This is a genomic window from Acetobacterium malicum subsp. dehalogenans DSM 11527, assembly GCF_000472665.1.
GTDB classification, from domain to species: domain Bacteria; phylum Bacillota; class Clostridia; order Eubacteriales; family Eubacteriaceae; genus Acetobacterium; species Acetobacterium malicum.
On the sequence record NZ_AXAC01000029.1, the window covers coordinates 39,057 to 63,548 of the forward strand.

Below are 24,492 nucleotides of genomic sequence, written 5' to 3' on the forward strand. Positions count from 1 at the left end.
GACATGCAATCAATACGGATTATAATACAGGTAAGGGGCAAGCGTCATTTCAATGCCCTTGCCCCTTAATTAAATACTCTATTCTATATCAATTTTCGCAAATACACAAAACTTGAAACGCTCCCATTTAATGATATAAAATCAATTCCGATTATAATACAGATAAGGGGGCAAAGAGTCATTTTTAATGGCCTTGCCCCTTAATTAAATTGTCTATTCTATATCAATTTTAGCAAATACACAAAACTTGAAACGCTCCCAATTCGGATTATAATACAGGTAAGGGGCAAGCGTCATTTTAATACCCTTGCCCCTTAATTAAATTGTCTATTCTACATCAATTTTCGCAAATACACAAAACTTGAAACACTCCCTTTTATTGACATGCAATCAATTCCGATTATAATACAGATAAGGGGGCAAAGAGTCATTTTTAATGGCCTTGCCCCTTAATTAAATTGTCTATTCTATATCAATTTTNTGCAATCAATTCCGATTATAATACAGATAAGGGGGCAAAGAGTCATTTTTAATGGCCTTGCCCCTTAATTAAATTGTCTATTCTATATCAATTTTAGCAAATACACGAAACTTGAAACGCTCCCGTTTATAACAATATTGAGTTATTTTCGAAACATATCTTCTGTAATATAACCTTCCGGCGGGATAATTAGATAACTATCATCAATTACACCATCTAACATATTTAAGAGCAGATGGATATCACCATGAGTTTCTCGTAGTTGTAAACCTAAACGTTCAGCAACGTTAGAACAATCATGGCGAACACGACTTTCTTCAATTCCAGTATTGACATACAATAGATAACGATAGTTTTTGTACATGGCTTTTACTACACGTAAAGCACGTTTTTCTCCGTGCTTTTCTTTTATTCGGTCATATTCATAACCAAGGTTTTCATTACCCCATAGCCAGCCCTGCGAAATAAAATAGGAGGTACGTCGCATTTCGTTAACTTCTGGATTATGATAAAGTAAAACTTCAATACAGTCCTCAACTTTAGGAATAACAATGGGACATTGTCGTGCTTGAATATCGCATAATGCTTGCCCGCAATGGCCATATAAAAGATAAATTATATCAGCGTCACGATGTTCATCAATGGCAGACTGGACTTTTTTATGAAGTGTTTCAGGAATGTTATGAAGATGATCTTCTAACCAATCAAACTCAAAATCTGCTGAGTTTTCATAATACTTTTCGATTTCTTTGCGAATCACGCTACACCCGATTACTATTTTTTTCACTCAATATTACCTGCCTTCTTATTATGATAGAATTATATTAAGGAAGTATACGCGTGTCAATCTGCAAAAAAATCGACATTAATCATTTATTATAACTGAAATTAACCATGGCTTTAGTCGATACCAGCTTTTATTTTTAAAACGTGATGATTAGAGTTTGAAGTGAGTAACATTATAATTACAAATAAGCCGGAAGTTTGATTAAAATGAACAGTATTTTCGTATTCATTTAATTCAATAGTGGCCAGCTATATCCTATATCCTATATTTTTATTATTTTTTAGAAATAAATTTACGTTATTAAAGTCAATGGTTATCTAGTTCTAAAATTTCCGATAAAATCATTGCAAATACCGTACTTAAATTATTTTTTCAATGACAGTATCAAAGTAAAATTTATCCTCTTGCCTTATACTATCGGGCTATTTTGTTGATATGGTAACATATTTCCTCGGGATGGATGGATCTCATACGAAATTTGGTTGTCAGAAATAATTCACGAAAAACATCTTGACGAAAGAGCATAATAGGGTATATCATGAAAAGAACAAGCGTTCTGTTTTGGGGTTGCGTTTTAATGGGTGGCAAAAGTTGGATCGTGTTATTTTACATAGCGACATGAATTCGTTCTATGCAGCAGTGGAGTGTTTATATAATCCAGAAATCAGAGATAAACCGGTGGCCGTTGGTGGTAATCCGGAAAAACGTCACGGGATAATCCTGGCCAAGAATGAGAAAGCCAAAAAAGCAGGTGTTAAGACCGGAGAAGCCTTATGGCAAGCGATGGGGAAATGTCCTGGGCTTATCATTGTACCGCCGAATTATGAACGGTATCTCCGATATTCAAAGTTATCCAGGCAGATTTATAACCGCTACTCGGATCAGGTGGAGCCTTATGGTTTGGACGAATCCTGGGTCGATTGTACGAACAGTGTGAAAATCCACGGATCAGGCGAAGAAATTGCCCGAAAGATCAGTACGGAAATTAAAGATGAGCTGGGAGTGACGGTATCAATCGGAGTATCATGGAACAAGATTTTTGCAAAGTATGGATCGGATTACAAGAAGCCGGATGCGATCACAGTAATCACCCGAGATAATTATTGAAGAATTGTCTGGGAGCAGGAGGCTGGGGATCTGCTTTATGTGGGGCGATCTACCAAAAAGAAATTACTGAAATATGGTATTTATAACATCGGCCAATTAGCAGAAAGTAATCTTGATTTTCTGGTTCATGTGTTTGGTAAGATGGGGGTGGTTCTATGGCGGTTTGCCAATGGTCTGGACGATAGCCCGGTTAAAAGCTTTGATGAGCATTATAATGGCAATGAACGGCTGATTAAAAGCATTGGCAACAGCATTACCACACCCAGGGACTTAACCAATCTGAAGGACGTCAAGATCATAATTTATATGCTGACCGAAAGCGTGGCCATGCGTTTAAGAGAAACCGGCTGTTATTGTCAAACTGTGGCCATTCATGTTCGAAATAAAGAGCTTCACAGCTTTACCAGGCAAATGAAGCTCCAGAAGCCATCGGATCTGACCAATGAAATTGCCAGAGCTGCTATTGATCTCTTTGTAAAAAACTATGATTTCAGTTCAGACATCCGCTCAATGGGCGTGAGGGTTACCGATCTGGTACCGGATTCAACACCCATTCAACTGGATTTATTTGGCAATGAGGAATTACGGGTACGACAGGCAAGATTGGATGATACCGTGGATGGCTTGAAAAAACGCTTTGGTAATCTGGTGGTGCGACGGGCTGTGACGATTGATGATCCGATGGGGTGCCTGGATGCTAAGAAAGATCATGTTATCTATCCCATTTCATATTTTTAAAAGGAGTTATTTATGGCGATGAAGAAATTTGTGCCGGTGATTGCAAAATTTGAAAAAGATGGAAAGATCATTCCGATGAAGATATTGTGGGAAGATGGTCGAGAGTTTGACATTGACTTTATCTTTGATATCCGGCCTAGATCGTCTTTAAAGGTCGGCGGACAGGGAATCCGGTATCTTTGTCGAATTAAAAACAAGGACGTTTATGTCTATTATGAAAAGCCAAAATGGTTTGTTGAAGGGAAGGAGCATTAGTTGCAGAATATATTTCATAATTTGACAAAACAGTGCATTAATCTTACAATGAAAACAATACCACAAAGGGGAGGTTCATTTGAAAAAGCTGATTATCAAAAAAGAACGGAATTTGTTATTGTTCAGCGATGTGATAAACGACTATCCTTTACTCAAAAAAAGACTTAAAAAACATACAACCATTGATGAGCAGATATTGAAAAAAGAAAAAGCGACCGAAGAAGAACTGAATACCTACCGGATGCGAAACGATATCGTGACCCAGGCCAAGAATGAATGGCAAATCGATACAAGCCGTAGTGTGGATCTGCTCCCGGATGATAAAAAAGTCACCTGTGAAGTGTGCGGAAGGCCCATTAAAAATGTATTTTATATCAAAAATTCAATCAATCAGAATTGTCTGAGAACTGGATCCGAGTGTATCAGACATTTTGCAATTACAGATAAGCAACATCTAGATAGTCTTTTGAAGAATGCTAAGCGTTTGAAGCGCCGGGAAGAAATCGAACACATTTTTCCAGGGATCGATTTACGAATCTACCAGTGGCCAAATTTTATCGATGAACAGCCGATTATTATCAATGATACCCTGTCTAAGAAATATTTTGAGTTAGGGGATTCACTAAGTAGTATCTATGGTGCATTCCTGAAGCAAGAGAACAATAGTGATAAGGAATCAGAGGATGAGATCCGGCGAATTTTAAATGAATCAGATGAGCTAATAGAGGAAATTTTGAAATATGTTAAAAGTCATAAAGATGATGTTCTCTATCCACCAAGTCGGATATTCCGGCAGATGGAGCCACAGGCAGTTGCCTGGCTGAAACAGGATGGTTATATCACGCCAAGAACGCTGTTTCGGATCCGGGATGATGAGGTTGCTCAAAATATTTTTGAAAAATATGATACTTTTTTTAAGACAAATAGAATCACAATCCTTAATGTCAGTCCCAAGCATGGCGTAGATTTTCGGATCAAGCGTCAGGCAAATATCATCCTGACAGCGCCGTATGGCATCTTTTGTAAAAAGTATGGGGCCGAGATTCTAAGAGTAAATGATATAGAAACCATTGCTTCAGAACGGGAACTGGTGGGAGTAGGAAAGGTCATTGAGTACCGATCACTGGAATCGCTGATTTATATCATGCAGGATCTATACCTGAAGGAAAGCCCATACGCCATTGCGGAACTTTATTATGAATACAATGAAGTATATTTCTTGGTAAATAACGGTTTAACTCGTGAATACTTAAAGGTAGAGCTGCCAGGACTGGAAGCTATCGCAAGAGAAACGGTTTATTTCAAAGGGACTGAAAATAAAAAGAAGATTCATGTGTTCCTGAACGAGTGTCGCAAGAAACCAGGTAATGTCACGAGTAGGGCAGATTATCTGTTTATGAAAGAGCAGCGTGAAGCAAATAGTCGAAGATCCGGATTTTAAAAACCTGGTTCTTTCTTAATTTGTTTCCTCGGGAAACAAGATTAATAATATTTGTATGACAAGATTGTTTTAAAGAGTATTGACAATCCATTTATTCAGGAGTACAATTTATATGTAGATAGATTATCTATCTCAAATATTTGTCGCTACTCGACATGCGACTCATAAGAGATCGAGTTCAAATAGCTGTCGCTTCTCGATATGCGACTCATAAAAGGTCGAGTTCAAATGTTTTAAAGCTCTATCCTGAATCGGGTAGAGCTTTATTTTTTAAGGAGATAGCTATGGAACATGGACGGTTCTATTTTTTAGTTGATGAATATTTTACCAAATTCAACGATGCTAATTTAATGAATAATAGAGAAATGGTTGGTGGAATATTTCATGACAGACCTTCTTTTTACGCATATTATGATGAGAAGTCAAAAATATTTTGGTTAGTTCCAATTTCCTCAAAATTAGAAAAATTCAAGAATCTTTATGATCAAAAGATTCAAAAATATGGTCGGTGTGATACGATAGTGTTTGGAAATGTTCTAGGTCATGAAAAAGCATTTTTGATTCAAAACATGAGTCCAGTTATTCCCAAATATATAAAAAATCAATACATTGAAAGAGAAACCGAGAATCCCGTGCAAATTGATGGTATTTTAGAAAAAGAACTTCAAAAAAAAGTAAAGAGGGTTTTGAGCTTATTGAGACAAGGAAAAAAGCTTGTTTTCCCAAATGTTCTTGAAATGGAAAGAATCTTAAAAGAAGAGATGAAAAATAAAATCTAAAAGTCAAAAGAAAATCATACCAAATTGGTTTTCTTTTTTTATACAAGGAGAGTCAAAAACGGCCGTTTTTGATTCATTCACTATTGGGTTTTACTAATAAAATTTATGACGATATAAGGGTGTCATAATAAGTGTCATTTTCTATGCATCATTAGTAATACGCAAATACGTTTTTGGTGCTCTCAAACTCATCTAAATCCCTGGAAAGCCATTGAAAAAAATACGCCAAATTGTTTTCAAACAAAATAGGAAATGAGGACAAACCATTGTGGCTTGCACTGGGTGCCTGTATCATTCAAGCTCAGTATGGGTAATCCGATGTAGAAACGGCCCTACAGCTTTAGGAAGGACCGTATCTTCAGTTTTTTATTCCGGAAATGATCGGGAATAGATATTATCAAAAATTTGTAATTATTCAGTGAGTATTAACTAACATGTAAGATTTATCTGGTTTTTTATGTTTGGATATTTCGGTTGGAAATCACGACCGAAATACTCATTATGTTTAAATCTAAGTGTTTATTCAGAATAAAGATTGCCTGATTGTTTTGAGATAATGAGAGCAGAATAATCATCAACCTTATTTAATTCATTTATTATAATAGTACCGTGACAGCCATTTCCAGTTGCTAACAGGCAGTAATCGTTTCTGACGAAAAACTGCAATGCACTAAATAATGGGTAGTAGGTATTATAAAAATAGAAAGTTTCTAATAAGGTTATAATATTGGTTATATTGCAGCGGGTTATCTCTATATCATTTGGGGGCCAAATTACGTCTGGATGATCTCGGAGTTGCTCTTCACGAAAATTTCTCCAAGTAAGTAACTTTGACTCCGAAAAATGGTGTGCATAGTTACGGGATTTTAGGCAATCGTAGAGGGATTTATCGATTAAATGATTTTCCGTTAGATGTGGTAATTTAAGTTCTTTGAATTTTTTTTTATATTCTGATCTTAACCGAAAATAAGATACACCTGAGGAATCACCAAAAGTGTTTAATAAAATGCCGTGATTATAAGACAAACGCTCCTCATAGTCCTTAAAATTTTTATAATTTAAATTTAGTTTATGGCTTGCAGAGAGGACAATATCTTTATAACCATCTTTTTTTAGTTCTACTAACAAAGTCTTAAAATCTCCTTCAATACAGCAATTTGATTCTATTAATAAGTCAAAAAGAATTTTCTTAGCATCACCGATGAGATTTTTTTGAGAATCAGTTAATAGATCACGATATCTATAAAAATATCTAGTTGCATGTTCAGCTATAAGATAAAATCCTTTTATAAAATCCTCTTGAGTATTGAATTGATATTTTTTATGATTTTTCATTTTTGATCTCCATATTTTTTTCTGAAATTTAACATATCCATCCAAATTATAAAGTAATCTATTCGGTCTTTCAATATAAATCTAGTCGATGTGTTGTATAATTGCATAAAAAAAGAGCCGAAAGTTTAATAATGGATTGTTAACAGTAAACTAGACAACTTTTTTAAGGTTATTGTTGAAAGGCAACAACTTTTTTTCTGTGCTTTCTAGTTTTACCGGGTTAATGTAAAATATCAACTTGGTACATTCTAATGAAAAATAAAGCACTAAAAAATTGAATCTATTTCGCACATGAATCAAAGGCTGTCAATAAAAATGGGCAGCCTTTTTTAACAAGGGTTATTAGACGTCTGAAAGGCTGATTCTTCCTCCGAAACAAAACAATTAAAAGCCGTTCCAAAATTTTGACCATTCCTTTGGACGGCTGTTCCATTTTTTGTGATATATTATAATTTCTTATGAGTCGAAATACTCATTAAATCTTGCTCCTTAATTTTTACAGATTAAGAAAAACTTTGTCGTCAAGTTCCCATTTCCGACAATGATGTACCCATTGATTTGGATTTTTTTTCATGTTCGTTCATAAAGATGCGGCCGGCTTTTAAAAATAGTAGCAGTCATGCCAGTATGTCACTGATTGGGCGCCAGGGAATTAAGTCCGCTGTGATGGATTTGGAAATGGGGAATTAAGAGTAAGGCAAGCCAGGTTAGATGATACCGTTAATGATCTAAAAAAACGCTTTGGCAATCTAGCATTGCGTCGAGCCATTACCATTAATGATCAGATGGGTAGCCTAGATGCTAAAACAGATCATGTCATTTATCCTATTTAATATTTTTGGAGGATATGTTTTTATGACTATAAAAAAATTGTACCGGTGATTGCAAAATTTGAAGAAGACGGAAAAATTACACCACTAAAAATATTTTGGGAAGAAGGACGAGCTTTTGACGTTGACTTTGTCTTTGATATCCGGCGAAGATCGTCTTTGAAGGTAGGTAGTCAGGGTATCCGTTATCTTTGTCGAATTAAGAATAATGACGTTTAAGTTTATTATGAAAAACCGAGATGGTATGTTGAGGGTTAGAGCTTTTTTGCAGGAGTCAAGTCTTGTTTGATAAATTAATTTATTTAAATTACATTGAATTCAATACATTGAGAAGGAGATTTAATGTGTCTTTTGAAGGTGAGACATTCTAAGCAAAAAATATAGAGTTCTTACCCATGAAATATAGACAGTGCTATATAGCGTATGCTACAATGAATTTTATGTGAGGTGTAAAATGAATATTAGTTTAATTTTGAGAAAAATACGCACTACACTTGGCTTATCACAAACTGCTTTTGCAAAAAAAATTCATGTAAGTTTTTCAACTGTAAACCGCTGGGAGAATGATCGAGCGAGGCCAAATCGACTAGCTGTAATCACTGTCATTGACATCGCGAGACAATATGGAGTAGATGAATCAATTATTTCCGAATTGGAAAATGAATTGCGTTCTTCAGAAGAACAAGTAAAGGAGTAAATTGTATGGGTGCAATTATTTCGACGATTGAAAAGCAGACAAATGGTAAAAGTTACAAATCATACAGATATTGTCATAGTACAACGGATAGAGCTGGTATTGAGTATGATGATAATGCAAACGTTGAATGGAAAGATTTTGGAGAGACTGAACAGCATAAGAAATCTGTTGATTTAAGAACTGAGGCAGATAAAAGAAAATTTTTACCATCTGTGTTTACATACTTTTTAGATGGGTCAAGGCATACGTATAAAATAGATGATATATCCTATAATAAAAATGTCTATCCAATTATAGCAGGTCAGATTGGCATTGGCTGTTGTAAGCGAATTCAAAAAGAGCTTATTAAGGAAAAATTTAATCGAAAGATGGTGATGGTTCTTCCAGATATTGCTTTTAGAGATCCTTGGGATAGGACAGTATTGGCCAGGGATTTACTTAAACAAATAAACGAAACCGTTAAACTTAAAAGATTTGGTATTTCATTTGATAGCATTAAATTGTACGATCGTAGTGGCGATGTCAAACTTGAAGATAAAGCAGTGTCAAAAATTCAAGATTTTATGGTTGAACTTGAAAAAAATATGGTTGCAGATTTGGTAACAGCAGGAAAATTAAATCAAGATAATTACTTAATAAAAGATGGCTCACTTGAATATCAAAAAGTTTCGCCAAAGAATAACCAGGGAGTGAAAAATCTAAGTGATAAAAAGGTTGCAAAGAATTATCATTATGTAATTGGAGTATCAAAGTCCTTTGATCCAACAAAATGCTTTATTAAAGGCGGGGGTTCTAACTCAGATATTATTGCAAATTTAAAACCCTTTCATAGAACGCCGGCGTATATGTTTGAGTCTACTCGTTCTGGAAATGACGTTAAATTTTGCGTTTGGTATATTAGACTTTGTGAAGCAAAATATACTAAGAGTGTATTTGATGGTGTGATAAAAGTTGAAAAACTAATTGTCAAAGATAGTGAGAAGGAGAATGGTGTTCCATCTGAGGAAATTGATAATTTATCAGCATTTCTATTAAATGAAAGGAATCCGGTTTGCTATGGTGCAGACGGGCGTTGGGCGAATCATATATACCCTGTTTATTTAACAGAATCTTTTGTGAAAAGCAAATATTTAAGTAATGATCTATTCATGCAATTATTTTAGGAGGAAAGAAAAATGAGCTTAATTGGCAAAGTCATTGCAACCGAAAAGGTTCCTACGACGATAGATGATTTTTGTTTTTGGACTAATAAGAATTTAATACTCAATCCATTTGATGTAATAAAAGTTGAACATATTAGGAATAGCAGTACTTTTGCTGTTGTTGAAGAAATTTCGCACATCACAGATTCCGCGAGTTTTTTGTCAAATTTTATTAGCAATGATTTTGGCGACGTTGATGCTGAAGAAGCTACAATGAGAATAGGAATGAATTATGTTAAAGCAAAAGTTGTTGGTAATACACATAATATTTTTATTCCCGTCCAAAGTAATGCCAAAGTGCATTTGGCGACAAAAGAAGAAATTATAATTGCATTAGGTTTAGATAGTATTAAGAACCCACTTGTTTGCGGGTACTTAGAAATGTATGAAGGTACAGATGATACGGCAAAAATCACGTTGCCTGTACATATAGATTCAAAATTTTTAATTGGCCCTGAAGGAGCACATTTAAATATTTCCGGTATATCTGGATTGGCTGCAAAAACATCATATGGGATGTTTTTAATGAAAGCAATTCAAGACAAGTGCTTGGAAGATGAGGAAGCTGAGGATGTTGCTTTTGTAGTATTTAATGTTAAAGGCCGTGATATGCTAGCGCTTGACGAACCGAATGACTTTGAAGGTGATCAAGATGAAAAGGATCGAACAATGGCTTTTTATTCTATGTTGGGACTCGAGACTAATCCTTTTAAACAAGTTACCTATCTATACCCTTATTCCAATAAAAAGAGGTCGAACACTTACGCAGAAAAAGATCTATTTGAAAAGCAAACTAAACATAATAAAGCATTTGAATATAAATTTGAGTATGACCTTGATAAGGACAATCTTGATTTGATGTTTTCAAATATTGATGATTCAAACCAGACAATGGAATCGATTATTAATTATATTATTGATAATCAAGGTGGATTTGGCGCTGTTCATGACTGGAAAGCATTTATAGAAAAATTAGAAGAACGCTGTCAACCTGGTAATACTAATGATAAAAGCAAAGAAATATCTGTTTTAAGTTGGCGTAAATTTACTCGGATGGTAAAAAAATCAATAAATAATAATTATTTATTTTCAATTGTAGATGATTCGAAAAAAGAAGTGCGTATTGCTCAAAAGATAAAAGATATTCAGAAAAATGATGTGTATGTAATTGACGTTGCAAAACTCGACTCCGACATGCAAGCTTTTGTTTTTGGGCACACAATACGCGAATTATATAACCTGCAACTGGATGAAAAAGATACAACAGATGGAAAAAAGCCACCATCAAAAATTATTATTTTTATAGATGAACTAAATAAATTTGCTTCTTCTGATACACCAAAGAATTCTCCTATTTTGAAGCAAATTTTGGATATTGCTGAAAGAGGCCGTTCTTTAGGTATTGTTTTATTTGGTGCAGAGCAATTTAAGAGTGCAATACATAGCCGAGTAACAGGAAATTCTTCAACTTTTGCTTATGGAAGGACGAATGCAATTGAATTATCCAAAGGCGATTACAAATATATACCTAGTGTATACAAAAATATGATGACCCGATTGAAGCAAGGTGAGTATATCATTCAAAACCCAATTTTTAGGTCATTGCTAAATGTAAAGTTTCCTAAACCATTATACAAACAATTCAAATAGGGAGTCAGAGATTAGATATGATTAGAATAGGAAAATACATAATAGAAAATCTCACAGTGGGAATGTATTCTGAGTCAAAAATAATTTTTCGAGAATATATTCAAAATGCAGCGGACCAAATAGATCTTGCAAGAAAAAACAATATGTTTCCGAATGAAAAATTATCAATTGACATTACAATTGATAACAACACCCGCAGCATAATCATTAAAGATAATGCTACGGGAATTCCAAGTGGTGATGTTTCAAAAAAACTTGGAGATGTGGCTGATTCAAATAAAGAAGTGGGTATTGATAAGGGCTTCCGCGGTATAGGACGCCTTGGTGGGCTTGCTTATTGCGATACATTACGTTTTGTCACAACTTATAAAGGCGAGAAATTAAAAACTATCATGAATTGGGATGCAAAGGCATTATTGGAATTAATACAAGACAAAGATGCAAAGGATAGCGCTCAGGAAATATTAAACCAAGTGATTTCATATAAAACAGAACAATGTGATGAGGAGGAACATTTTTTTATAGTTGAAATGATAAATATACGTAAGGATAACCATGAATTACTAAATGTTGATGAAGTGAGAAAGTACGTGGCATCCAACGCACCTGTGCCATATTCAAACAAATTCATATACAGAAACGAAATTTATAATTTTATGAGAGAAAATTCCATACTTCTTAATGAATATGAGATTTATGTAAATGATGAAGTTATTCACAAAAACTACGGTACATATCTTTATGAAAATATATCAGGACAAGCGAAAAAATATGATGAAATTTTTAACATTCGAATCACGAAAATTGAACGGGATAATGGCGAAGTATTAGCCTGGATGTGGTATGGAATTAGCAGATATGAGAAGGCTATACCTGAATCGGTAAATGAAATGCGGGGTTTACGATTAAGACAGTCAAATATTCAACTTGGTGATGACAGGACACTCACAAAGTTTTTCAAAGAATCACGAGGGAACTCCTATTTTGTTGGCGAAATTCACGTAATTCATAAGGAATTGATTCCAAATGCTAGAAGAGATTATTTCAATGAAAATATAATAAGGTATGAATTTGAAGTTATATTGCAGGAATATTTTGAAACGCTTCATAAGCTTTATCATGGCGCAAATAAAGCCAAAATTGCATATAGAAAAAATATTAATTTGAAGTTGAAAGAACAAGAATATCAGGATAAACAATCAAATGGATTTGTTAACGAAAAAGAACGAGAAACGATCGAGCGCGAATTAAAAACTAAGGATGAAGAAAATTGCAAAGCAGAACGTGATTTGAAAAACTTGATTGAAAAAACATCTGAGTCAGATCCATTAGTTGAGGTGATTAAAAAAATCAAGGAAAAATTCAAATCTGAAATCAAAGAAATTAATAGACCGGATGTAGATATAAAGAAGAGAACTAAGAAAGCTGTTAAGCCGCCTAACACTCCAGGATATGTAACACAATGTTTATCTAAACTAGATAAAAAACAGCAGAAGCTAGTATCACGAATATACGGAGTTATAAAAGATGAATTGCAAGAAGATTTAAGTAATGAATTAATTAATAAAATACAGAATGAGTTGAATAAATAGAATGAGCAGAAAAATATTATTAATAGAACCTAACTATAAAAACAAATATCCACCGATGGGCCTTATGAAAATTTCGACATATCATAAAATGTTAGGAGATGAAGTCACCTTTTTCAAAGGTGATTTTAAGCAATTTGTTATCGAACAAATTTACGAAGAACTTTTACAAAAACTGATGATAAATGATAGTACTTTGGATTGGACAGAGTATAGAACATGTATTATAGGATATATTCAAAAGGGGTTATCTAAAAACCTTATAGAATTGCAATTATTAACAGAAAGTGTGATTGCAATTGAAAATATTAAGTATTATCGCGAATATTATTACAAAAAGAAATATCTCGTAAATCCTAAATGGGATAGGATTTGCATAACTACATTATTTACATTTTATTGGGAAAAAACAATAGAAACCATTAATTCATTTAAACTTCTCTGCAAAGATATAAATGAAGTTAAAGTTGGAGGTATAGCGGCTTCTATGGTGCCAGATGAAATTGAAAATGAAACTGGTATTAAACCTTTTGTTGGATTGCTAGATAAAGGTGGGGAATATGAACCAAATAAAATTATTATTGATCATTTAGAGTTGGACTATTCTATTCTAGAGGAAATTGACTATGTTTATCCAGAGCATAGTGGATATTATGGTTACATGACAAGAGGATGCGTTAATAAATGTTCTTTTTGTGGAGTACCGAAAATTGAGCCAAATTACTGTAGTTATATTAATCTTTCCGATCAAATAACATCAGTTAAAGCTACATTTGGTGAAAAAAGAAACTTATTATTATTGGATAACAATGTGTTGGCATCAAAGGACTTTAATAAAATCATTGATGAAATAAAAGCATGTGGTTTTGACAAAAAAACAATGTTTGTTGAACCAAATAAGTATATGCTCACGATTCATGGTTTAAAGTCAGGCTATAATGATAGAGGATATATCCGGAGCATGATAAAGCAATACCAATTGTTGCTTGAAAAACTAAATGATGATGAAATAAAAGATGAATTATATCAATTGTTAAAAGACAATAAGCTAAATAGTGTTTATACAGCTCAAAAATCAAAAATTTTATTACATGAAGAATACTTTGCACCTTTTTTTGAAAAAATTTACCGGAATGTTCCAAAGAACAGATACGTTGACTTTAATCAAGGTGTAGATGCAAGAATCCTTAGTGCATGTCCTGATAAAGCAAAAAAACTAGCTGAAATACCAATTCGACCATTAAGAATAGCGTTTGATAGTTGGAATTTGCGCGAGCCATATGAGAAAGCAATCCGGCTGTCTACTGAAAATGGAATTACGCATATGTCCAATTATTTATTATATAACTACGATGATCATCCTGTAGATCTGTATAGAAGAATGAAACTAAATATTGAATTGTGTGAAGAACTTAAGGTAAGTATATTTTCATTTCCTATGAAATTTCATCCAATTGATGATCCTGAATTTTTCCGCAATAGATTTTATATTGGGAAGCACTGGAATAGAAAATTTATTCGTGCAATTCAAGCAGTACTGAATGCTACAAAAGGAAAAATTGGCAAGGGGAAGTCTTATTTCGAAGAAGCCTTTGGTAAAGATGAGACTGAGTTCAATAAACTTTTATATATGCCGGAAGCAATGATTGTGTATCGCTTTTTTTATAAAGGAAATGGGTTGAAAGACGAATGGGAAAAAGCTTTTTACAGTCTACCAAAAGAAAAATTTGAATTGATTAAGCAAATAATTCACAAGAATATATTTGAGAACATTAATTCGTTAACTGATGATGAAGAAATCCGTGAAGTACTTTATTTTTACACCATTCAAAGAAAAGATGCTGAGAAAATTTTAATGCCTAAATTATGATTCAGAGATAGTCCAAATGACATAAAGTATTTAGATATTTTATTGAGAATGATTCAAGTATTATTTGAACTATAAAATCTATCAATTTAAGTAAGAGGTGAAGTTTGGATTGGAATTTAAAAAATTGTTAATAGTTTTATCGTTTTTTTTTACACTAGTAATTTACTGCATAGTGATTTATTTAATAAAATATAAAGAAAATATTTTATTGGAAATTGCAAAAATGGCTAAACGTAAAGTATTAGTTTTTGTGTATTTTTTGATTAGTCTGCCTATTATGGTGCTTTATATAGATATGTGTTTATATTCAAATAATTATGAAATGGCTCCAATACTATTGCCTATACTTTTAATCATTTCATTCTTTATTGTGGGATTACTATTTAAATTAATATTTAAAAAGGATAGTATTTTGCTTAAAAAAACCGATAAAAATAATATTGTTTTATCAATTTTGATTTGTATTAGTGAATTGGGTTTATTTAACTATTTAAAATATGATAACAATGATTATTTAATTATAAGCTATATTGCTTTTAGTATTCTCATTGGGACGTTCATTCCATTAACAGAAATTTTAGACCAAGAAAAATCATCAAAAGAAAAATTTTTAAATGTAATTAATCAGTTTGTTTATGCAAACAAAAGAATTCGCGAGAACATAATTTTATTCATTACAAATATCGTTTTCATTCAGCTCTTTATTTTTTTTCCAAGTGACCTATTGAATAATATTAGTATAGGATCTTTTATAGCAACGTTATTAATAATATTTATAACAGTAATTTATAATAAATGTTCGGGATTGGACTAAGTGTATACAGAAAGTTAGACACAAATTCAGAAGAATTAACGTTAATGTCAAAGTGTATACTGAAAGACTTAGGTTAATAAAAGGAGGATGTCTATATAGATTAGCGGAAAAATCCGCTGATAGCACTGGGCTGTGGCATTTCGTAAATGCCTATAGAATATTTTAGACGAGGAGAGATAAATATGCCAGAGATTAATATGCCAGAGATTAATGATAACAAAATAAGAATAAGCAAGAATATAAAGAACTTATTTTTAGACCCTAATAATTATAGGTTTGTAGATAATAAAGAATACAAAAAAATTAGTGACGAGGATGTTACAGATGAACGTGTCCAATTAAGAACAAAAAATTTTATCGAAGGAAATAAGATTGAAAAGATTAAAGATCTTGTTGAGAGCTTTAAAGCAAATGGTTTTTTGAAAGTCGACGTAATTCAAGCGAAAGATCTTGGTAACAATAGTTACCTTGTTATTGAGGGGAATAGAAGAGTTGCAACTCTTAAATATTTACATGATCAGTATAAGCGTGGGTTTAATATAGGTAAATTAGATGCACAGATTTTTGCAAGTGTGCCATTCGAAATTCATGACAAAGATGAGACTGATAATCATTTGATTATTATGGGTTTAAAGCATATTAGTGGAAATAAAAAATGGGCAACTATTAATCAGGCGCAATTAATTTATGATTATCTAAAACCTTTTGAGAAGGATAGGGAATTATATTCTGAAAAAGAATTAGAATTATGTAATTCATTAGCGATTACGAAACAAAAAATCAGAACATCTCAAAGAACTTTCAATTTGATTTTGACATATAAAAATAGTGATTTTGGTGATCAATTTGAGAGTGATATGTATTCAATGTTCGAAGAAATTGTTAAAAGACCAACTATCAAAGACTGGTTGTCCTGGGATGATACCTGCTATAAAGCTATGAATGATAAAAATTTAGAACGTCTTTTTTCATGGATGTCAAATTACGAAGAAACAACAGAAGAAGATCAGGAGCTTAGCGAAGAGGAAAGAAATAGAGAACCGATAATAACAAAAGCATTTGAAATAAGGGAGTTAGGATCAATAATTTATGATAATCATGCGCTTGATATTTTGGAGGAAAGGAAAAGTATAGCAAAAGCATTGCAAGTAACAGGAGTTGAAGACCGAAATTCAATTGATAAATCAATTGGTTTAGTAAAAAACAATGTTAAAACTATACATAGGTATACAGATATCCTTGAAGATGAGGATAAAAATGAACTTGCGAAGATTTATGAAGAAATCGAGAATATTTTGCCAAAAAGGGTTAGTTTAGATATATTTGGGTCAAATCCAACAAATTGCTTTCAACATGGAAAAGTTGAGCATTTTACATCGATATTAGTTAACGAGTATAAATTGTTTAAGGAATTTAAATTGAATAATCTGAAGAAAATTAATATATTTGTAGGTACAAACAATTGTGGAAAAACAACGTTGCTAGAAAGTATATTCTTGCTTTGCAATCAGAATGATATGGGTAGTTTATTTAGCCTTACTAAATTAAGAAGTAAGTTATTGAAGATGGATCCGAATTATCTTGAAAGTTCATTGAATAAACATATCAAGATAAGTGGAGTATTTTTTAAACTTCCGGTTAGTGTTGAGGTAAAAAAGTACGAAGATTCAAAAGTTGAGAAATACGATGATTATGTTACATCTGTTAGTATATGCGGAAAGATTGATGACGAAACAAACACAACCAAGATACATACATATGAATTTAATCCAATGAAAAGGGAATACAACCAAATAAAGCATATATGCAGTTCATTTTTCAGTAGTCCTTACATGTATGATATTGAGAAGTTAGTAATTATTTATAATAGATCTCTAGATGTGAAAATAGATGAAGAGTTCGCTTACGATAAAGTTATTAAGTTTATACAAAAAATTGACCCAACTATCAGAAGAATTTTTTATACTGAAAATAATGGAGAAAAAAAATTTTTAGTTGATTCTACTCAATTTAGTGAAAGTTCTGTAGATTTAACGAGTTATGGTGAAGGAATTTTTAGAGTGTTTGAATTAGCTTTAAGTTTTGCAAGTTGTAGGAATGGAGTTCTACTTATTGACGAATTTGAAACAGCAATTCATTATTCTTTACTTAAAGAATTCACAAAATTTGTTCAAGAACTTTCAATAGAGTTTAATGTGCAAGTTTTTCTTTCAACTCATTCAAAAGAGTGTGTTGATGCTTTTGTAAAAAACGACTATAAAAATGAAGATATTTCAGGTTACCTTATTCATAATAAAGGTGGAATAATTGAAGCTAATAATATTGATGGAGAAGAATTAAAATATCTTGTCGATAGCATTAACCTTGATATCAGAGGAGGTATTATCAATGAAGATTAGTATAGCGCTTTGTGAGGGAACCCACGATATTGCTTTTATTTCTAAGATTCTTTATTCTTTTGGATTTGAAAGTTATGAAAATAGTATATCAGGCTTTCCGAAACCATTAAATCAATTATTTCTCACAATTTTTAACAATGAAAAAATTTCAGATAGAAAACTAGGATTTCATGAGGATAGTTACCTAATCCCGAGAGCATCATTAATCAAAGATAATCATTTGATTTTGTTTCATAATATGAATAGTGACACAACCACCAAACCAAGATATGATGTAATTGACCAATATAATAAGTTATTTGGTAGTAAAGCAAACCTTTTTATACAAGGAGCTGTAGAGATTGAAACAGAATATATTTTGTTTTATGATGCCGATGAGTTAGGTATTGAGGGCAGAGTAGATTTTATTAAGGACAATTTCTGTTCTAAGTATTCTATTGATGAAAAAAAAGTTGAACATGGGGTAAAGATGGATTGTAGTGGATTTAAGTTCGGTTGTTATGTTTTTCATGATGAAGTTAGTAAAAAAGGAACTTTAGAGAGACAATTAAACAACATGTTTAAATGTGGTTGCATAGAAAATACAAATTTAATCAATAATGCCGAAGAGTTTGTTGATAACAATATTTTGAATAAAGAACGGTGTAGAAAATATTCTCCTGGAACTGATAGTTATGTTAAAAGTTCAAGATTTAGTAGGGAGAAAGCGATAATATCTGTTGTTGGGCAAACGCAATTTTCAGGAGCTAGCAATTCGGTAATAATTGCAAATTCAGATTTTATAAAGAAGAACGATATTATTAATGATCAGAAATGCAAAGAAATATTTAGCTTATTTCAGTAATATTACAAAGGTTTAAAATTCTGGATAGGCTTCAGTAAACTGGACAGTTATTTTAAGTTCCTGATGAAGGGTTATATTGTCTAGATACTAAAGTAAGAAAAAAGATGATTAAGTTATTGAAAAAATAAGCGTTAAAGTCACACTTATATATGACCATAATCCCCAATATTAATTGTCACCTTGAACCGGTACGGATCGCCCCCACCAGGTAAAGTGACAATCAAGATAAAGTGATTCTTAATTAATTTGTGCATATTAACGCTAGCAACAAGTGTCCTACATAAAGGATGACGGCCCTCGAAAGTAAGGCAATTAGGAAATTTAAAAAAAATAATGTCCTAAATGTGTCCTATTGCGACTATAAAATGCTTTTAATATGCTATTTACCTGTTGATTCGTAATCAGTAGGTCGGGGGTTCGATTCCCCCCGCTAGCTCCAGTAAATGAATAATTTCTATTTAAAAGAATGGCTTTAATTAGCGGTTCTTTTTTTATTTTTTGTTTTTAGTCTCCACCTAAAGTATGACCGACTGTGAAAAATCAAAAAAATCTGGCTATTTCTGGCTATTTTACCCCTGTTTTTTGTCGCACTTGTATTTTACTTTTTGTCGCATTTTTATATGTCATTTTGGATAACTAGTACATTTGCGAAGGCCGTAAAGATCATCATTTATATGCTAACCGAGAGTGTGGCCATTCACGTTCGCAATAAAGAGCTGTACAGCTTCACCAGACAAATGAAGCTTCCGAAACCGTCAGATCTGACCAATGAGATTGCCAGAGCTGCCATTGATCTGTTTGTAAAAAACTATGATTTTAGTTCGGATATCCGGTCCATGGGCGTGAGGGTTACAGATCTGGTACCGGATTCGACGCCTATTCAGTTAGATATATTTGGCAATGAGGAATTACGGGTACGACAGGCAAGACTGGATGATACCGTGGATGGCCTGAAAAAACGCTTTAGTAATCTGGCGGTGCGACGAGCTGTGACGAGTGACGATCCGATGGGGTGCCTGGATGCAAAGAAAGATCATGTCATCTATCCCATTTCATATTTTTAAAAGGAGTTTTTTATGGCGGTGAAGAAATTTGTGCCGGTGATTGCGAAATTTGAAAAAGATGGAAAGATCATTCCGATGAAGATATTGGGGGAAGATGGTCGAGAGTTTGACATTGACTTTATCTTTGATATCCGGCCTAGTTCGTCTTTAAAGGTCGGCGGACAGGGAACCCGCTATCATTGTCGAATTAAAAATAAAGACGTCTATGTCTATTATGAAAAGCCAAAATGGTTTGTTGAAGGTAAGGAGCATTAGTTGTAGAATATATTTCATAATTTGACAAAACAGTGCATTAATCTTACAATGAAAACAATACCACAAAAGGGAGGTTCATTTGAAAAAGCTGATTATAAAAAAATAACGGTATTTACTATTGTTCAGCCATGTGATAAACGACTATCCTTTACTCAAAAAAAGACTGGAAAAACATACAACCATTGATGAGTAGATATTGAAAAAAGAAAAGGCCACGGTAGAGAAATAAATATCTATCGGATGCGTAATGATAACGATACTGTGAACCCGTCAAGCAAAGAATGGTCTATTGATTAGAAATGCATATAATTCAATAGCTGTGGGTTTATGTCATTTACTATAATGTGCTAAGAAATTTTGAAAATGAAAGGGGAGGTATGATTTATCTTATGGATATCATATAAGGAACAATATGGATTTTGAGAATAATAATAAAAAATCTCTTTTAAAAGAGATAGAGAAAAAATCAAGTGAATTTAGAATTTATCAGGTGATTACATTTGTTTCAACAACATTCTGTAAGTTCACCTCAATAATTACAGGCGTTTCTGCTTTTGGTTTGTCAATTTATGTAGCAAATAATCAAGATATGTGGGCTAATAATACATTAATTGCTATGACTGTATTAAGTTTCATTGCAACTATTTTACCAGATCAATTAAATCTTAAAGGTATTACTGATGCTGCATATATATTACATGAAAGATACAAAGAATTGTTTATTGCGTTGGAATCCGAGACTATAACTTATAAAGAAGCGGTAAAAAGATATCGTTGTATATTTTTATCAGAAATTCCTACATGGTGGAAAAAACTTGATCCGGCTGGTCCACATGAATTTGATATATATTCAGATTATAGAGAAGACTATCAATGTGAAAAGGAATACAACCTCAAAAATGATCCAACTTTATTTGGTGATGAAAATGAATTGACAAAATTAAAATAAACAAAGAGGAAATTGAAAAAAGAATTAGTATACTGGAGAATAAAAATGATCTAGACTAGGCAAAAAAATCTGATGATTTTTTGATTGCTTTACTGAAGCTTTGAGATGGTATCAGATTAACAGCACAGTATGGCGTTTTTTGTAAAAAGTATGGTGACGAGATTCTTAGAGTAAATGATATTGAAACCATTGCGTCAGAACGGGATCTGGTTGGTGTGACGTTTCAGATCAAAATAATGGATGAAGCGGATTATCCGGGGATTCGGGTAAGCATGGTAACAAAATTTGATGGTGCGATCATACCGTTCAAAGTTGATATCTCCACAGGGGACATTATAACACCCAAGGAAGTGCGTTATCAATTTAAGCTGATGTTGGAAGACCGGGCTGTTGATATTTGGACTTATAACCTTGAGACGATTATGGCCGAAAAATTTGAAATGGGGTTGTTTTGGTTTATCATTGTGGTATGCACCTTTCCTGTCAGATTTTTGTTTGGTTTGCAGCTACATCAAATCAAATGTTGGGTGCATTTTTCTGTCAACTTCTGTTTTTTAGATGCTACAGAGTGTGTTGTTTTAATGTCTCAGCTGAATTTTAGAGCTGGGATAGTTGAGAAAGGTTATTAAAAAATGTCTGAAAAAAGCCAAGAAAATACTTTATTAAGCGAAATAGTTGAATATGGCAAATATGCACTTGATCTAGAAATAAAAAGGGAAGAATCTTTAATAACTCAAGCTAATCAAATGACTACTGCTTTTTCTTTTAGTACAGCTGCTTTATACATTCTTTTTCAAATAGGTTTAGAACATTACAACCAACTCACAAAAGATTATTTATTATATGCAGTTGCATTAATTACATTTTTGTTATTACTATGTCTTCTATTTGCATTCCTAGCATCGTGGAGATGGAAGCAAAATAGTTTTTATAGTGCCAATGATTTCTTTGAATATGTTTCTAAAAACGAGAAAAAATTTCTTGAAAATGATTACTCTTTCTTACTTGAATGGAAAAGTGCTATTACTGAAAAACATTCGAGATTATTTGAGTTGAATAATCGACGTGGATTATTTCTAAAACTTTCTATGGGTTGTTTTTTCAGCGCATTAGTAACAGTTTTTATATTTGGAACTAAAGCATTTATTATAATAATAGGAGGCAGTATATAATGCTAAATGAAGAAAAACAAACAGTTTCTGAAACTGTTTCTGAATCAGCTTCAGAAATAAATGTCGTAGAAACGCAAAACACAACTGGATCATTACTTGCTAAAGTCAATGAACAATCAACATTAGGTCTTAAAGAAACAAAAAATTTTTCTAGCTCGCATACAAAAAAGGATCTTCTTGAAAACAATTAATAAAAATAGCGATTAGCTAAGGTGTGTCTGAAAACCAATTCCTTACAATCTCCACAATGCGTTTAAGAATAAAGCAAAAACATTGGGAGAAGTATGATGCCGTCAAAATGCTATGAAATCACAGATGAACAATGGGAACAGATCAAATATTTATTTCCCAAAGCCAAAACAGGTCGTCCACCTAAAGATAATCGGTTAATCTTCAACGCAATTTTATGGATTGCACGAAGTGGTGCTGCGTGTTGAGATCTTCCCGAAAGTTTTGGTTCCTGGAAAACGGTTTACAGCCGTTTCTGTAAATGGTGTGATGACGAAACACTGGCAAATGTTTTTTATGCCTTAAATACCGATGCTGATTTCAAAATTCCAGCATTGATTCAACCATTGTAAAAGCGCATCAGCATAGTGCCAGTGCTAAAAAGGGGCTGTAAATGAAGAAGTGAATCAATACATCGGTAAAAGTTGGGGTGGTAACACAACTAGAATTCACGCAGAGGTTGACCCTCTGGGAAATCCGATTTACTTTGAACTTTAAGGCGGCCAAGTTTGCGATAATACCGCTGCAATTGGTCTGTTGGCAAACATTGATATCAAAGATACCAATATCCTGCGTGATAAAGCTTATGGAACTAAAGAGATCAGAACTTATATCACTGCACAAGATGCGGCCTATACAATTCCTCCAAAGCCAAATACTAAAGAATCCTGGGATTTTGACTGGTGGCTTTGTAAAGAGCGTCATCTGGTTGAATGCTTTTTCAATAGAATCAAACATTTTCGTAGAGTTGCGACACGTTATGACAAGCTGGCATCTGGCTTTTATCGAAATAATCAGTATTTCGACTTTTCAGACACACCCTGGTTAAAACAAGAATAAATTACTCAAAAATTTTAATGAGAAGGTTAATGTAAATATGTAGGATATAATCCATAAATTTTTTTGAAAGAGTGAAAAGTGTGGGAAAAGCAATAAGAGAAATCATTTCATATACGGGGTATACAGTTAGTTTATATTTTCTATGTCGTTATGTAAATGATGATTATGGACTGATTTACAAGATGTTGCTATGGATTTATTTAACATGTATAGTTTTATTTTTTGAAAATAATGGAAAAGAAGTGTTGAAAGAAATCTTTAAAAGCAATTTGATAGTAATAGGTGTTTTCGTTATTGATATATGTTATGGAGTGTCTTATGCTGATTTCATGAAATTATTCATAACACAAATTGTTTGGCAATTTATCTTAGTAATATTTGTTATAATTTATAATAGTTCAGTTAAATTGCATGGGAAATATGCATTAAAATTGGCAAAGTTTATGTCAATTGCGACATTTGTCTTTTTAATTATTTTACAATGGAATGAAATGGTATCTTTCACTATTATCGGCGTATGTGGGCTTTTTATGGGGTATAGATATCATTTATTTAGTAACGCAGAAGAACGAGAAAAATGTAGATTTGAGCAGGAAGAAGAGAAAGAACAAAAAAAGAAAGAGCAAATAGAAAAAGAACGAGTAGAAAAATTAGAAAAAGAAAACGCTAAAATGAAAGTAAAACTTGATGAATATAAAAGAAACGAAGAAATAGTGAAAAATAAATCCAGAAGAAAAAGAAAAAGGAGTTTAAAAAAGAGAGCTGGTTAGAGTTAGTAAAATTTTTTTTATAGATAAATTAGCGAATTTAGGGCGTTGGGATACATTGAAATTATAAAAGTACTTACTGCGGTACTGATGCACATTATATGATGGAACGATTTCTGGAGCGAATTTCTCTTTCTGAATATAAAGATCAATTCATTTTGAAGGGGGGAATTCTAGTAACGGCGATGATCGGGTTNAACGCANGNTCGACCATGGATTTAGATGCCACGGTAAAAGGAATCAATGTGAATGCTGATGACGTTGAGCAGATCGTTGCTTCGATTGCCTCGGTTCCCTTGGACGATGGAGTATCTTTTTATATCAAGAGCATTGGTGAGATAATGGATGAAGCTGAGTATCCGGGGATCAGGGTTAGTATCGAGACAAAATTTGACGGCG

General features: G+C 32.8%; 21 protein-coding genes and 3 pseudogenes. 22 read left to right on the forward strand and 2 right to left on the reverse strand.

The window, feature by feature from the left end:
- Positions 1–623: 623 nt before the first annotated feature.
- The gene (locus A3KS_RS0112010) at positions 624–1,268 is read right to left on the reverse strand and encodes a DUF1638 domain-containing protein (RefSeq protein ID WP_026395131.1); all 645 of its coding nucleotides are present in this window, start codon (positions 1,266–1,268) and stop codon (positions 624–626) included.
- A 591-nt stretch (positions 1,269–1,859) separates the two neighbouring features.
- Between A3KS_RS0112010 and A3KS_RS24225 the strand changes: the two genes are divergently transcribed.
- The 5 genes from A3KS_RS24225 (at position 1,860) to cptIN (ending at position 5,588) form a co-directional block, all read left to right on the forward strand.
- On the forward strand, positions 1,860–2,375 hold the full coding sequence (locus A3KS_RS24225; RefSeq protein WP_341349844.1) for a DNA polymerase Y family protein: 516 nt from the start codon (positions 1,860–1,862) through the stop codon (positions 2,373–2,375).
- Positions 2,376–2,414: 39 nt separating this feature from the next.
- Positions 2,415–3,113 (forward strand): DinB/UmuC family translesion DNA polymerase, encoded by a 699-nt coding sequence (locus A3KS_RS24230; protein ID WP_341349845.1) that lies wholly within the window; start codon positions 2,415–2,417, stop codon positions 3,111–3,113.
- Positions 3,114–3,125: 12 nt separating this feature from the next.
- Positions 3,126–3,368 carry a hypothetical protein gene (locus A3KS_RS0112020; RefSeq protein ID WP_207637756.1) on the forward strand — a complete coding sequence of 81 codons (243 nt, stop codon included), beginning with the start codon at positions 3,126–3,128 and terminating at the stop codon, positions 3,366–3,368.
- Positions 3,369–3,447: 79 nt separating this feature from the next.
- A complete protein-coding gene (locus A3KS_RS0112025) occupies positions 3,448–4,809 on the forward strand; it encodes a hypothetical protein (protein ID WP_026395133.1) in 1,362 nt (453 codons plus the stop codon).
- A gap of 284 nt (positions 4,810–5,093) precedes the next feature.
- On the forward strand, positions 5,094–5,588 hold the full coding sequence (gene cptIN, locus A3KS_RS0112030) for a type III toxin-antitoxin system CptIN family toxin (RefSeq protein ID WP_026395134.1): 495 nt from the start codon (positions 5,094–5,096) through the stop codon (positions 5,586–5,588).
- A gap of 519 nt (positions 5,589–6,107) precedes the next feature.
- Here cptIN and A3KS_RS0112035 read toward each other — a convergent pair.
- A complete protein-coding gene (locus A3KS_RS0112035; RefSeq protein ID WP_026395135.1) occupies positions 6,108–6,923 on the reverse strand; it encodes a hypothetical protein in 816 nt (271 codons plus the stop codon).
- Positions 6,924–8,207: 1,284 nt separating this feature from the next.
- On the opposite strand from A3KS_RS0112035, the gene A3KS_RS23215 reads away from it, so the two are divergent.
- From A3KS_RS23215 to A3KS_RS21120, 17 genes and pseudogenes are all read left to right on the forward strand, one after another.
- Positions 8,208–8,450 carry a helix-turn-helix domain-containing protein gene (locus tag A3KS_RS23215; protein WP_026395136.1) on the forward strand — a complete coding sequence of 81 codons (243 nt, stop codon included), beginning with the start codon at positions 8,208–8,210 and terminating at the stop codon, positions 8,448–8,450.
- Positions 8,451–8,455: 5 nt separating this feature from the next.
- On the forward strand, positions 8,456–9,613 hold the full coding sequence (locus tag A3KS_RS0112045; RefSeq protein WP_026395137.1) for a hypothetical protein: 1,158 nt from the start codon (positions 8,456–8,458) through the stop codon (positions 9,611–9,613).
- 12 nt (positions 9,614–9,625) lie between these two features.
- Complete coding sequence (locus A3KS_RS0112050; RefSeq protein ID WP_026395138.1) at positions 9,626–11,302, forward strand: ATP-binding protein; 1,677 nt, start codon at positions 9,626–9,628, stop codon at positions 11,300–11,302.
- A 17-nt stretch (positions 11,303–11,319) separates the two neighbouring features.
- Positions 11,320–12,894 (forward strand): ATP-binding protein, encoded by a 1,575-nt coding sequence (locus tag A3KS_RS0112055; RefSeq protein ID WP_026395139.1) that lies wholly within the window; start codon positions 11,320–11,322, stop codon positions 12,892–12,894.
- 1 nt (position 12,895) lies between these two features.
- Entirely contained in the window at positions 12,896–14,761 is a 1,866-nt protein-coding gene (locus A3KS_RS21100) for a radical SAM protein (protein ID WP_035356143.1), read from the forward strand.
- 109 nt (positions 14,762–14,870) lie between these two features.
- On the forward strand, positions 14,871–15,575 hold the full coding sequence (locus A3KS_RS0112065) for a hypothetical protein (protein WP_026395140.1): 705 nt from the start codon (positions 14,871–14,873) through the stop codon (positions 15,573–15,575).
- Between the two features lie 182 nt (positions 15,576–15,757).
- Positions 15,758–17,974 (forward strand): AAA family ATPase, encoded by a 2,217-nt coding sequence (locus A3KS_RS0112070; RefSeq protein ID WP_026395141.1) that lies wholly within the window; start codon positions 15,758–15,760, stop codon positions 17,972–17,974.
- Positions 17,964–18,818, forward strand: a complete 855-nt coding sequence (locus A3KS_RS0112075; RefSeq protein WP_026395142.1) for a DUF3226 domain-containing protein — start codon at positions 17,964–17,966, stop codon at positions 18,816–18,818. The genes A3KS_RS0112070 and A3KS_RS0112075 overlap by 11 nt, the downstream gene beginning before the upstream one ends.
- Positions 18,819–19,492: 674 nt before the next feature.
- Positions 19,493–19,882, forward strand: coding sequence for a DinB/UmuC family translesion DNA polymerase (locus A3KS_RS0112080; protein WP_026395143.1), 390 nt, complete (start codon positions 19,493–19,495; stop codon positions 19,880–19,882).
- Between the two features lie 12 nt (positions 19,883–19,894).
- Positions 19,895–20,137 (forward strand): hypothetical protein, encoded by a 243-nt coding sequence (locus tag A3KS_RS0112085; RefSeq protein ID WP_026395144.1) that lies wholly within the window; start codon positions 19,895–19,897, stop codon positions 20,135–20,137.
- A gap of 412 nt (positions 20,138–20,549) precedes the next feature.
- A complete protein-coding gene (locus A3KS_RS0112090; protein WP_026395145.1) occupies positions 20,550–21,086 on the forward strand; it encodes a hypothetical protein in 537 nt (178 codons plus the stop codon).
- Positions 21,087–21,250: 164 nt separating this feature from the next.
- Positions 21,251–21,526: pseudogene (locus A3KS_RS24040) on the forward strand (nucleotidyl transferase AbiEii/AbiGii toxin family protein); the annotation flags it as partial.
- A 192-nt stretch (positions 21,527–21,718) separates the two neighbouring features.
- Positions 21,719–22,258: a hypothetical protein gene (locus tag A3KS_RS0112100; RefSeq protein ID WP_026395147.1), complete on the forward strand. Its 540-nt coding sequence runs from the start codon at positions 21,719–21,721 to the stop codon at positions 22,256–22,258.
- Positions 22,258–22,449 carry a hypothetical protein gene (locus A3KS_RS0112105; protein WP_026395148.1) on the forward strand — a complete coding sequence of 64 codons (192 nt, stop codon included), beginning with the start codon at positions 22,258–22,260 and terminating at the stop codon, positions 22,447–22,449. The genes A3KS_RS0112100 and A3KS_RS0112105 overlap by 1 nt, the downstream gene beginning before the upstream one ends.
- A gap of 93 nt (positions 22,450–22,542) precedes the next feature.
- Positions 22,543–23,326 (forward strand): annotated as a pseudogene (locus tag A3KS_RS23225) (IS5 family transposase).
- An 80-nt stretch (positions 23,327–23,406) separates the two neighbouring features.
- A complete protein-coding gene (locus A3KS_RS0112120) occupies positions 23,407–24,096 on the forward strand; it encodes a hypothetical protein (RefSeq protein ID WP_026395149.1) in 690 nt (229 codons plus the stop codon).
- 92 nt (positions 24,097–24,188) lie between these two features.
- Positions 24,189–24,492: pseudogene (locus tag A3KS_RS21120) on the forward strand (nucleotidyl transferase AbiEii/AbiGii toxin family protein); the annotation flags it as partial.

Excerpts from the sequence above, each read along its gene's own strand:
- cptIN (WP_026395134.1), top strand. The coding sequence starts at position 5,094 with ATGGAACATGGACGGTTCTATTTTTTAGTTGATGAATATTTTACCAAA.
- A3KS_RS0112080 (WP_026395143.1), top strand. The coding sequence starts at position 19,493 with ATGCTAACCGAGAGTGTGGCCATTCACGTTCGCAATAAAGAGCTGTAC.
- A3KS_RS0112105 (WP_026395148.1), top strand. The coding sequence starts at position 22,258 with ATGCTAAATGAAGAAAAACAAACAGTTTCTGAAACTGTTTCTGAATCA.
- A3KS_RS0112070 (WP_026395141.1), top strand. The coding sequence starts at position 15,758 with ATGCCAGAGATTAATATGCCAGAGATTAATGATAACAAAATAAGAATA.
- A3KS_RS0112035 (WP_026395135.1), bottom strand. The coding sequence starts at position 6,923 with ATGAAAAATCATAAAAAATATCAATTCAATACTCAAGAGGATTTTATA.
- A3KS_RS0112020 (WP_207637756.1), top strand. The coding sequence starts at position 3,126 with ATGGCGATGAAGAAATTTGTGCCGGTGATTGCAAAATTTGAAAAAGAT.
- A3KS_RS0112090 (WP_026395145.1), top strand. The coding sequence starts at position 20,550 with ATGGATTTTGAGAATAATAATAAAAAATCTCTTTTAAAAGAGATAGAG.
- A3KS_RS0112055 (WP_026395139.1), top strand. The coding sequence starts at position 11,320 with ATGATTAGAATAGGAAAATACATAATAGAAAATCTCACAGTGGGAATG.
- A3KS_RS0112045 (WP_026395137.1), top strand. The coding sequence starts at position 8,456 with ATGGGTGCAATTATTTCGACGATTGAAAAGCAGACAAATGGTAAAAGT.
- A3KS_RS0112085 (WP_026395144.1), top strand. The coding sequence starts at position 19,895 with ATGGCGGTGAAGAAATTTGTGCCGGTGATTGCGAAATTTGAAAAAGAT.
- A3KS_RS0112100 (WP_026395147.1), top strand. The coding sequence starts at position 21,719 with ATGTCTGAAAAAAGCCAAGAAAATACTTTATTAAGCGAAATAGTTGAA.
- A3KS_RS21100 (WP_035356143.1), top strand. The coding sequence starts at position 12,896 with ATGAGCAGAAAAATATTATTAATAGAACCTAACTATAAAAACAAATAT.
- A3KS_RS23215 (WP_026395136.1), top strand. The coding sequence starts at position 8,208 with ATGAATATTAGTTTAATTTTGAGAAAAATACGCACTACACTTGGCTTA.
- A3KS_RS0112075 (WP_026395142.1), top strand. The coding sequence starts at position 17,964 with ATGAAGATTAGTATAGCGCTTTGTGAGGGAACCCACGATATTGCTTTT.
- A3KS_RS0112050 (WP_026395138.1), top strand. The coding sequence starts at position 9,626 with ATGAGCTTAATTGGCAAAGTCATTGCAACCGAAAAGGTTCCTACGACG.